Source organism: Avibacterium endocarditidis (assembly GCF_002921145.1).
In the GTDB taxonomy this organism is placed as follows: Bacteria; Pseudomonadota; Gammaproteobacteria; order Enterobacterales; family Pasteurellaceae; genus Avibacterium; species Avibacterium endocarditidis.
In genome coordinates, this window is record NZ_PQVI01000039.1 from 1 (window position 1) to 12503 (window position 12503).

A 12503-nucleotide genomic window follows, 5' to 3' on the forward strand; every position below is an offset into this window, starting at 1 on the left:
TCCATTTGATAGCTTTTTTGTGCGGAAAAGTTAATGCGAATTGGGCCCTCTAAATTCTCAAACACCTCAAAATATGCCATTTGCACTTCGGTGCGTGCATCATCAATGTGCTTTTTTTGGTAAAGCTGAGCGGTTTTATTAAGACGATTTTCAATATCTTGAACCCATTGTTGGTAGTTTTCGTTAGCCGAGGAAAAAGAGGCTACAAAGAACAAAAATACCCCCATCAGGTAACGCGAATAACGCAACGGTAACATATCAACTCTCTAATCTAAATAAAAGTTATTCTTATTTACGCACTATTATGCCTTTATTGTGATGCATTTATCAAGAGAGATAACAAAAGTCTTAAGGGGAGTTGATGGAGATCAAGTTTTGGCTATCAATAATTCATAAAATTAATGAAAAAATTTACAAAATATTACATTAAAAAATTTGAGAATTTTGCGTTTACTTGGTAATATTCTAGCGATTTACTCTAGGCTAGAGTATTACTTTGTTGGATTTTTTAAAGTAGTTAGCCAGTTAATCGTTTAATTATTAACTTTTATTTTCCATTTAGGATTTTTGATATGAACAAAATATTTCGTATAGTCTGGAATCAATCCCTACAGACCTGGGTTGTTGTTTCCGAATTAGCATCTCGTCACGGAAAACCAACAACGGTTGTGGGTTCCGTTCAAAAGACCTCAAAAACCTTAAAAGTTTCTTTTAAGTTCCCTTTCACTCAGTGTGTTGCTTGCATTGCCAACAGCGGCGAATGCGTATGTGGCATTTAACTATACAGATGAAAATGGTACGGTACATAATGCTGATACAGGGGTTCTTGGTGGTGATTCATCGGGCTCAATGGTGAGAGGGAAAGCTCAGGCAAATGATGACCCTCGAATTCAGCCACTGAATTATAGAACGCCTGATAATATGACTTTTCGTACACCTAATGATAATGAACTTTCTAGTGCAGCGACAGGAGCTGGTGGGTCTAAATTATATACCGAAAATACTAATATGACACAAAGCGGAATTGCAATAGGTAATTTTGCTAATACTATTAGCCGAGCTGGTCAAAGTGCAACTAACGGAGGAGTTGCTTCTTCCGGTATTGCAATTGGTAACTATGCAACCGCTGATGGAGGAATGTCTATTGCACTAGGTTCATTTACTCACGCAAGTGATATTGGTGCAATTGCTTTAGGTACCGCAGCACGTGCAGCAGCGTTTAATTCTCTAGCTGTAATGCGTCAAGCTTCTGCCGCGGGAGATATGTCGATGGCAATAGGTACTGCTGCTTATGCTAAAGGTACAGCAGGAATTGCGGTTGGTCAGTCTGCCACTGCCACAGGAAAACGCTCTGTTGCTATTGGTAGTGCTGATGCAGATATTCAACTTGTTTCTGGTGGACGTAGTGACGGAACTCAAGTAGGAATGACGACCTATACTGAATCAAGTAGCACAAAAGCGAGTGGTGATTCTTCTGTCGCTGTGGGTTCTGTTGCACGAGCAGCAGGAGCTAGATCTATTGCAATTGGTGCAAATGCGAGAACTGAAAATTCTACAACGACAGATTCTCATGATGAAATGATGAATGCAATTGCGATAGGTGCAAATGCACTAAGTAATTATCAGGAAAATATTGCAATTGGTAGTGGGGCGAAATCTAATAGTTCTTCAAGAGCATACGTAGGAGTTCGAGGGAATAATGGGCATCCTGGAGCTACGGGGACTAATATAAATAATGAAAGTAATGGTGGTTTTGGTACTTTAGCCGTTGGTGATCGTGCTGAAAGTACTGAGGGCTCAGTAGCTATTGGTGGTAGTGCTGTTGCAAAAGAAGTGGCTACTGCTTTAGGGTTACAATCTAACGCGAACAATTCCTCCGTATCTCTTGGTACTGCAACATACTCTAATAATTCAGCAGTTGCAGTTGGTCGCCAAGCTTATTCAGATAATTTAGGTGTTGCCGTTGGTACAACAGCAGCGGCTAATGCTATTAGTACAGTTGCTGTGGGAGCTTCAGCTACAGCAAATGCAAAAGGCGCCATTGCGATTGGTGGACGCGATACTTCTGCAAATACTCTCGGTAATGGAGATAATAATTATTCTTCAACTGAATCAACTCAGGCTACAGGGATCTCTTCTGTTGCTATTGGTACAAAAGCAAACGCAAGTGAAGCGAATGCCATTGCTATGGGATCATCAGCAAAAGGTAGTGCTGCAAATACTATTGCAATTGGTAATACTGCAAATGCAAGTAAGCTTTCTAGCATAGCTATTGGTTCAGAAGCAGTTGCAAGTGAAGAAGTGTCTATTGCTCAAGGTTACCGAGCTCAAGCGACTTCTAATCATGCAATTGCAATTGGTCGTAGAACAAAAGCAAGTGAGAAATCAACTATTGCATTTGGTGATGATGCGCAAGCAACACAAACTTCTGCAACTGCGATTGGTAATAGTGCCCAGGCTATGGCAGCAAATACCGTTGCAGTGGGTTCATCATCAAATGCTTCTGGGGGTTCAAGTATAGCAGTTGGTTTAAATGCAAGCTCAACTAGAACGGATGGGATTGCACAAGGTACATCTGCTACAGCAACTGGAACGAGAAGTATTGCAATTGGTAAAAATGCCCGTTCAGGTAATGCTACAACTGATCAAGTTGATACTATTGCAATTGGTACGTCATCTTCTGCAAATACTGTTGGTGGCATAGCACTTGGTGGAAGTGCAACTTCAGCAGAAAATGGTGCAATTGCAGTTGGTGCTTATTCAAATGCTTTAGGCGTTGCATCTTCTGCGTTTGGTAACAATGCAAATGCGTCAGCTAATGCTTCTACTGCAATTGGTCGTCAATCTCGTGCAACTGCTGATGACGCTACCGCATTAGGTTCATCTGCCCACGCTACAGGAAACAGTGCTATTGCTATTGGTGCCGGTGCGCAAGCTCAAGGAGCTAATGCTATTTCCATTGGTACTGGAAATGTTGTAACGGGAAATAACTCTGGTGCAATTGGTGATCCAACAACAATTACAGGAGAAGGTACTTATTCTGTAGGTAATAATAACGGAACAATTGCAGCGAATAATTCAGGTGTGTTTGGTAACAATAATAACCTTGCTGATGGTGCTAATGATGGTATCCGCGTTATTGGTAACGACAATACAGTAACCACTTCTAATGTTCAAGTATTGGGTAATAATGTTGCCGCTGATGTGGCGAACTCTGCTTACATCGGTTCAAATAGCCGTGCCGCAGCGGGTTCAGCTGTTGGAACGAAGAATAAGAAAAAAGATGGTTCAGATGGAAATACTACAACTGCTGGTGATGGTGGTACAGTAGCTAGTGCAACTGTTGGTACAATTACCTATAGTGGTTTTGCTGGAGCTGAAGCACACGGTGTGGTAACTGTTGGTGCAGCAGATAACGAGCGCCGTATTCAAAATGTTGCAGCTGGTGAAATTTCAGCAACATCTACAGATGCAATCAATGGTTCACAGCTTTATGCAACAAATGAAGTCATTGGCAATGTTGCAAATAGTGTTAAGAATATTTTAGGTGGCGATGCTGCTGTTGATCCTAATACAGGAAATATTACTTATGGTAATATAACTCCAAATGGTGATAAAGATGCTGACGGCGTTGGTGGCACAGGTAAAACAACAATTGATGAAGCAATTAAACATGTAAATCAAGGCTGGAAAGCAACTGTCTCTAAATCAGATGGCGAACAATCTGGTCAAATGGAAGATGCTATTCAACCAGGTGAAACCTTAACCTTTGACGCAGGTAAAAATATTAAATTAACTCAATCTCAAGGCAAAATTAGTATTGCAACGAAAGATGACGTTAATTTAAATAGCGTAACTGCAAATACTGTAACAACGGGCAATACTTCAATGAATAATGATGGTATTACCGTTAATAATAATGGCAAAACCACAAAAGTTGAAGGTGGCAAAGTTACAGGTTTAGAAGAGCGCGATACAAATAGCGTTAACTATGGAACTGGTGAAAATGCCGGCCGTGCTGCAACTGAAAGTGCGGTGAAATCTGTTGATGATAAAGTAAATGCAGCTGAATTTGGCTTAAAAGCACAAGATAGCAAAGAAGTTAAAAAAACTTAATAACACTATTGAAGTAGTTGGTGCTGATTCAAATATTTCAACTAAAGTTGAAGATAACAAATTAAAAATTGAACTTGCGAAAACACTTAATTTAGGTGAAAACGGAAGTGTTACTATCAATGGTAATACATTAAATAAAGATGGATTAACATTGAATGGTGGACCAAGCATTACTAAATCAGGTATTAATGCAGGCAATAAAAAAGTAACTAATGTTGCTGATGGTGATATCTCCGAGACTTCTAAAGATGCAGTAAATGGTAGCCAGTTATATGCAACTAACCAGAAAGTGGATGTTAATACTACAAATATTGCTAAAGGCACAAAATATGCTGGTGATGTTGGCGAAAACAGCGGTGCGAACACGTTCACTCGTCAATTAGGTGAAGTGACTAATGTTAAAGGTGGTGTTACTGAAGCGGATAAACTTTCTGATAATAATATCGGAGTGGTTTCAAATAACACTGATACTTTAACTGTTAAATTAGCGAAAAGTTTAGCTGGCTTAACTGATGCAACTTTTGGTACGTCAGATGCAGATAAAACGGTTATCAATAAAGATGGTGTAACTATCAATAAAGATAATGGTAGCGGTGCAAATGATCCAGCTAAGACAGTTAGCTTAACCGAGAATGGCTTAAATAATGGTGATAATAAGATCACTAATGTTGCAAGTGGCTTAGATGGACAGGATCTTACTACTGCATCTGGAGATACGCTTAAAAATGCTACCAATGTAGGTGACTTACAAAAAGCTGCTAATGATTTAACCGATAAAGGTTTTGCTTTAGCAGATGATAAAAACACTCAAGTGAAGAAAAAATTGGGTGAAGCTATTCAGATTAAAGGTGAAGATGGCATTACTGTTACTGCGGATAGCACAGATAATTCATTAAAACTAGCTTTAGGAAATACTGTAACTGTTGGTGAACCTGAAAATGGGGGCGCTGGTCAAGCTGGCACAATTAATGTTGTAGGCAAAGACGGCAAAAATGGTGTAAGTATTAAAGGTGATACTGGAAATGACGGGAAACCTGGTATCAGCATCGCAGGAAAAGATGGTGTTGATGGCGTAACTTTAACTACAAAAGTTGATGGTAAGCCTGGTGTTGATGGTAAAGGCGCGACTGATAGCACTAATACTAAACCTCGCCTTGAAGTAAATGGTGAAGAAGTTGCGACGTTGAATGATGGCTTAAAATTCCAAGGTGATAAAGGTGATGTCATTAATAAGAAGTTAAATGAAACTTTAGCTATTAAAGGTAAGTTAGATACAAATTCAGAAGTAACTGATAAAAACTTGCGTGTAGATAGTGAGGGTGGCGAATTAGTTCTTAAGATGGCTAAAACCTTAACTGAATTAACCAGCGCGACTTTTGGTAATGATCCTACTGCGTCTGATGCAGGAACAAAACCAGGAGTTAAAATTGATGGTGATACAGGTGCTATTACCTCTAATAATGCAGCAGGTAACACGATTACGATCAATAACCCACAAGGTCAAATTACAGGTGTTACTAGTGGTTTAGGTGGTAAGACAATTTCTTCATTAGGGGATAATGCGCCTGAATTAACTAATGTTGCTAATATCGGTGATTTGAAAAATATTGCTGATACGGGTTGGAAGTTACAGACTAATTCTAATACTGAAACCACAGTTAAAATTGGCGATACTGTTCAAGTAGTTGATGGTGCAAACACCAAAGTTTCAACGGTAACTGATGCTGATGGCAAACATACTTTCCATGTTGATGTAACCGGTTTACCAGTTGCATATACTGATGCAAATGGAAATCCGTTAGTGAAAGTAGGTGATAAATTCTATAAAGCTAGCGATGTAACTAACGGTGTTGTGAATAATAGTGCTGAAGAGGCGACACCAGCAGGAACAACTTTAGTTTCTAAAGATGGTGCTGCGGAACCTCAAACATTAGATAATGTGAAGAGCGCTATTGATCCTGAAGGAAGTAAAACTAATGATGAATTTACTAAAGCGTTAGGTACTGCTGCAACAAGTTCACCGAATAAAGCGGTAAATGTTAAAGATCTGAAGAATACGGCAGATGCATTAACAAATAAAGGCTTTGCTTTATCTGATGATAGCAATACCGAAGTGAAGAAAAACCTTGGTGAAGCAATTCAGATTAAAGGTGAAGATGGTATTACAGTTACTGCGGATACTGAAAATAACGCATTAAAATTAGCATTAGGCAATGAAGTTACAGTTGGCGAAAAAGCTAAAGATGGCACCCCTGGACAAGCAGGTACAATCAATGTTGTAGGTAAAGACGGCAAAGATGGTGTAAGCATTAAAGGTGATACTGGACCAGAGGGTAAACCAGGTATCAGCATTGCAGGGAAAGATGGTGTTGATGGCGTAACGTTAACAACAAAAGTTGACGGTCAACCAGGTGTTGATGGTACAACTACCAAACCTCGTCTTGAAGTAAATAACGAAGAAGTTGCGACTTTGAATGATGGTCTCAAATTCAAAGGTAATGGCTCTGAAACTGTCGCTAAAAAACTGAATGAAACCTTAACTGTTAAAGGTGGATTAGATGAAGGTGAAGAAGCCACTGATGCGAATACTCGTGTTGATGTAACAGGCGGAGAATTAGTTGTTAAGTTAGCTAAAAATCTTACTGATTTAACTTCTGCCGTATTCACTGATGATACGACAGGTGATTCTACTGAAATTACTGGAGGTGCTATTGTTACCACTAGTGATGATGATGTTGCTGTACGTAGTGCAACTGAAACCAGTTTCATTGGTGGTCCTAACGATACCGTTAAATTAAGTAATGAGGGCTTAGATAATGGTAATAACCAAATCACTAATGTTGCAAGTGGCTTAGGAAATACTGCTCTTGAAGACGCAACTGGTGATACATTAACTAATGCTGCAAATATTGCTGATGTGAAAAAGGCTAGAACTACTGTAACATCTCAAGATGGCTCAGTGTTTGTTGCCGAAACTACTGAAGCAGATGGTCATACAAACTATGATTTAGAAGTTAATAAGCAACAAGTTGTAGAGGGAGCGCAATTACCAGTTGTTTATACAGATGCTGAAGGCAATAAATTATATAAACAAGCGGATGGTTCGTTTAATACTCAGGCAGATGGTCAGGGCACACGCGTTGAGGCCGCTGATGTTATTGCTTCCATGAATAGTGGTGATGGTTCAACTTCTACTCCAACTAAGTTAGCTAATGTAGCTTCAAGCATCGCAGATAAAGCTGGCGATACTTACCTTGATAAATTAGATGCTGCAAATACAGCAAATGCCAACAATGCTGTAAATGTGAGCGATTTGAAAAATACTGCTGATGCATTAACTAACAAAGGTTTTGGTTTAACCGCACAAGACGGCAATTCTGTAACCAAAAAACTTGGTGAAACAGTTGAAGTCGTTGGTGGGGCAGCAGATGATGTAACTACTACAGCTAAGAATGTTCGTACTGTTGTGAAAGACGGTAAAATTGAAGTTCAAGTAGCAGAGGCACCAGAGTTTAAAGAGGTTACTGTAACCAATGGTAAAGATGGTGCGGATGGTAAATCTGTTGTTGTGAAACCAGATGCAATCGTATTCAACGGTGTTGATGGCGTAAACGGCAAAGATGGTGCAGACGGACAAAATAGTCAAGTAAGCGTGAAGGTTGAGAAAGGTGAGCCTGGACTTGCTGGTAATGATGGCAAAGATGGTGAGAGCAAAACTCGTATCGTTTATGAAAAACCAAATGGTGACAAAGAGACTGTTGCAACCTTAACTGATGGCTTGAAATTCAAAGGTAACGGTGACAAAGTTGTTGAGAAAAAACTTAACGAAATTTTAACTGTTAAAGGTGGATTAGCCGAAGATAAAGATGTAACGGATGCGAATACCCGAGTTGATGTTGATGATGAAGGTAATTTAGTTGTGAAAATGGCTAAAGAGCTGACAGATTTAACCAGCGCTGTGTTTGGTAATAATCCTGTTGATAATAAAGGGGTAGAAAATAAATCTGGTGTGAATGTAAATGGTTCAACAGGTGCAATTACTACTCAGAATGTTGCAGGTAACCAGATTGTGATTAATAATCCTGCTGGCCAAATCACGGGTGTTGAAAGTGGTTTAGGTGATACTAAACTTGAAGAGGCCGAAGGCGATACATTGAAAAATGTTGCTAATATTGGTGATTTGCAGAATGTTTCTAAAACTTAACGGACACTGGTTGGAAGTTACAAACTAATGATGGTACTGAAAGCACAGTTAAATTAGGTGAAACTGTTCAAGTGGTTGATGGTGCAAATACCAAAGTTTCAACGGTAACTGATGCTAATGGCAAACATACATTCCATGTTGATGTAACCGGTTTACCAGTTGCTTATACTGATGAAGATGGAAATCCGTTAGTGAAAGTAGGCGATAAATTCTATAAAGCTGACGATGTTACAGATGGTGTTGTTAACCAAGATGCACCAGAAGCGACACCAACAGGAACGACTTTAGTTTCTAAAGATGGTACTGCTACACCTCAAACATTGGATAATGTGAAGAGTGTAATTGAAACTCCGACTGCGGATAAAGATTTCTCAACAGTATTAAAAGAAGCTGCTGACAGCAAACCAAACAGTGCTGTCAATGTAAGTGATTTGAAAAATACTGCTGATTCTTTAACTCAAAAAGGATTTGGTTTAACTGATGATAACGGTAATTCAGTTACTCAAGAATTAGGTAAACAAATTCAAATTAAAGGTGTTGATGGGGTTACAGTAACGGCTAAAGATGCAGATCAAGATGCTCGCCGTTTAGAAGTTTCACTTTCTGGTGATGTTCGCGTAAGCGGTAAAGATGGTAAAGATGGAACTATCGGAGTCAAAGGTGCTGATGGTCGTGATGGTACAACAATCACTAAAGACGCGATTGTCTTTAATGGTGTTGATGGCGTAAACGGCAAAGATGGTGCTGATGGTAAAGATGGTCAAGCAAGCGTAAAAGTAGAGAAAGGTGCAAAAGGCCTAGATGGTAATGACGGTAAAGATGGGAGAGCAAAACTCGTATCGTTTACGAAAAACCAAATGGCGATAAAGAAGAAGTTGCAACCTTAAATGATGGTTTACGCTTTGAAGGTGATACTGGTGAGATTCTTGATAAGAAACTAAATAGCACGTTAAAACTATCTGGAAAAGCAACTGATAATGGTGGTTTAGCATCAGATGCAGCGGTAACAGATAAAAATTTACGTGTAGATAGCATCAATGGTCAATTAGTGATCCAAATGGCGCAGGCATTGAGAGATTTAACTAGTGCAACATTTGGTAACCCAGAGAATCCAACATCGGATAATCCGGTTACAACGATTACTAATAATGGTATGACTATCAATAACGGTACTCCAGAAAAAGCTGTAAGCTTAACGAAAGATGGCTTAAATAATGGTGGAAATCAAATCACAAATGTTGCAAGTGGTTTGGGAGATAAAGATATTTCTTCATTAGAAGATAATGATCCTACATTAACTAACGCAGCTAATATCGGAGATTTGAAAAATGTTTCTGATAACTTAATTAATACAGGTTGGAAATTACAAACTAATGACGGTAATGCACAAACTGTTAGATTAGGTGAAACTGTTCAAGTGGTTGATGGTGCGAATACAAAAGTTTCTACTGTTACAAGCAAGAATGGCGTTCATTCTTACCATATTGATGTAACTGGTTTACCAGTTGTTTATACTGATGAACAAGGTAATCCATTAGTGAAAGTAGGTGATACATTCTATAAAGCAAGTGATTTAGAAAATGGCTTGCCAAAAGAAGGTGCGCAACCAGCTACGCCAGCAGGTACATCATTAGTAGCACAAGATGGTTCAGCGAAACCGCAGACTTTGGATAATGTGAAAAGTGTGATTGATCCTCAAAATGATGAAGATTTCACAAAAGCATTAGAAAAAGCAGCTGTAAGTAAGCCAAATAGCGCTGTAAATGTAAGTGATTTACGTAATACAGCAAATTCACTCACTGAAAACTTAACGCAAAAAGGATTTGGTTTAACTGACGATAATGGCGATGCCGTTACTCAAGAATTAGGTAAACAAATTCAGCTTAAGGGTACTGATGGTATCACTGTAACTGCAGATGCTGGTAACCATAAGTTAGAAATTGGCTTAGGTAATGAGATTACTGTAGGTAAAGATGGCCAACCAGGCTCCATCGGTGTAGCAGGCTCTGATGGTAAAGATGGCGTTTCAATCAAAGGTGAAGACGGCGGTTCAATTGTTGTTGGTGGCAAAGATGGAGTTCCAGGAAAAGATGGTGCTCCAGGTATTGCAATTAATGGCAAAGATGGTTCTATCGGTATTGCTGGTAAAGATGGCTCAAATGCTGGTGTAACCGTTGCACAAGGTGCAAAAGGCCTAGATGGTAACGACGGTAAAGACGGCGAAAGCAAAACTCGTATTGTTTACGAAAAACCAAATGGCGAAAAAGAAGAAGTTGCAACCTTGAATGATGGCTTAATCTTCCAAGGTAATGGTTCTGACACTGTTGCGAAAAAACTAAATGAAACCTTACAAATTAAAGGTGGTTTAAGTAATGACGCAACAGCAACAGATGCTAATACTCGTGTTGATGTGGAAGATGGAGCTTTAGTTGTGAAAATGGCTAAAGATCTGACAGACTTAGATTCTGCTAAATTCGGTAAGGATGGTGATAACACAGTCATTAATAAAGATGGCATTACTATTACTAATTCTGATCCAACTAAACCAGATGTAAGTTTAACTGAAAATGGTTTAAGCAATGGTGGTAATAAAATCACCAACGTTGCAGCAGGTGAAGATGATACTGATGCAGTTAATGTGAAACAGTTAAGAGAAGCCGCTGCGGCAGCGACAACAACAGTCGAGTCTTCTGATGGTACAATTGATGTAAGTCGTCCTCAGCCTCAACCAGAAGATGGTCATATTCACTATGACTTGAAAGTGAACTCTCAAAAAGTGGTTGAGAATGCACAATTACCAGTGGTTTATACCAACAAAGATGGTGATAAAGTGTATAAACAGGCAGATGGTTCATTTAATACTAAGCAAGATGGTAGTGGTACGAAAGTTGAAGCGGGTGATGTCATTGCATCAATGAATAGCGCAGATGGTTCAACTACTTCTCCGACTAAATTAGCGAATGTAGGTACATCTATTGGAGACATTAGTCCAACTGTAGATGGTAAGCCAGTTCCTGCTGATAAAGCGGACTTCTTAGATCAACTTGCAGAAGCAGGTAAAGATGGAAGTAAAGTGGCTAATAATGCAGTTAATGTAAGTGATCTACACAACACTGCAGATGCATTAGTTAATAAAGGCTTTAACATTGCTGCAGATAATGGTGGTGATGATAATGTTAAATTAGGGGAAACAGTTAAATTTACTGACCCTAATGGAAATATCATTACAACTGTAAAAGACAATGAGATCCAATTTGCCTTAAATAGCGAAGTATCTATTGGTGGTAAAGATGGTAAACCTGGCTCTATTGGTGTGAAAGGTGCTGATGGCAAAGATGCTGTAGCAATCAATGGTGCTGATGGAGGCTCAATTGTTGTTGGTGGCAAAGATGGTGTTCCAGGAAAAGATGGTGCTCCAGGTATTGCAATTAATGGCAAAGATGGTTCTATCGGTATTGCTGGTAAAGATGGTTCAAATGCCGGTGTAACCGTTGCACAAGGCGAAAAAGGACTGGCTGGTAATGATGGTAAAGATGGCGAGAGCAAAACTCGTATTGTTTACACTAAACCAGATGGTAATACTGAACAAGTAGCTACCTTAAATGATGGCATCAAATACCAAGGCGATGTTGGTAATGCTCAAATGACATTAAATAACACAACTCAAATTGTGGGTGGTGTAACTGATGCAGATGATCTTACTGATAACAACATCGGTGTTGTTGCAAAACAAGATGGTAAGAATGCTAAGTTAACAGTTAAACTTGCTAAGGATCTTAAAGGTCTAAATTCCGTCACTACGACAGATGCAGCAGGAAACTCTACAACTGTTCAAGGTAATGGTGTAACAATTAGTGGTCCAAATGCAGCTGGCAATAATAGTACAGTAAGTTTGACAACTAATGGCCTGAATAACGGCGGTAACCGTATTACTAATGTAGCAGATGGTAAAGATGATACTGATGCTGTGAATGTAAGACAGTTAAAAGGTGCTGTTGGTAACATTAACAATAACATCAATAAACTTAATAAAGACCTTCGTGCAGGTATTGCAGGAGCAACTGCGACAGCTGGTTTACCGCAGGTTTATATGCCTGGTAAATCAATGGTAGCAGCAGCAGCAGGTACTTATAAAGGACAAGGTGCTATTGCCGTAGGTTATTCAAGAGCAAGTGATAATGGT

General features: G+C 39.2%; 4 protein-coding genes and 2 pseudogenes. 5 read left to right on the top strand and 1 reads right to left on the bottom strand.

The features are described from left to right. Positions 1-257: pseudogene (locus C3Z13_RS03590) on the bottom strand (iron permease); the annotation flags it as partial. A gap of 315 nt (positions 258-572) precedes the next feature. Here C3Z13_RS03590 and C3Z13_RS12970 point away from each other — a divergent pair. The 5 genes and pseudogenes from C3Z13_RS12970 to C3Z13_RS11650 form a co-directional block, all read left to right on the top strand. Next, positions 573-779 carry an ESPR domain-containing protein gene (locus C3Z13_RS12970; protein WP_103855022.1) on the top strand — a complete coding sequence of 69 codons (207 nt, stop codon included), beginning with the start codon at positions 573-575 and terminating at the stop codon, positions 777-779. Beyond that, on the top strand, positions 769-4116 hold the full coding sequence (locus tag C3Z13_RS12145) for a hypothetical protein (protein ID WP_103855023.1): 3348 nt from the start codon (positions 769-771) through the stop codon (positions 4114-4116). The genes C3Z13_RS12970 and C3Z13_RS12145 overlap by 11 nt, the downstream gene beginning before the upstream one ends. 151 nt (positions 4117-4267) lie before the next feature. Further along, positions 4268-8320, top strand: a pseudogene (locus tag C3Z13_RS12150) (beta strand repeat-containing protein); the annotation flags it as partial. A gap of 71 nt (positions 8321-8391) precedes the next feature. Beyond that, complete coding sequence (locus C3Z13_RS11645; protein WP_181022005.1) at positions 8392-9207, top strand: collagen-like domain-containing protein; 816 nt, start codon at positions 8392-8394, stop codon at positions 9205-9207. A gap of 170 nt (positions 9208-9377) precedes the next feature. Further along, positions 9378-12503 (top strand): YadA family autotransporter adhesin (locus C3Z13_RS11650; RefSeq protein WP_245872530.1); only part of this gene is annotated, 3126 nt, incomplete at its 3' end.

What these genes read in the sequence shown, in the direction of transcription:
- C3Z13_RS12970 (WP_103855022.1), top strand. Translation starts at nt 573, where the DNA reads ATGAACAAAATATTTCGTATAGTCTGGAATCAATCCCTACAGACCTGG.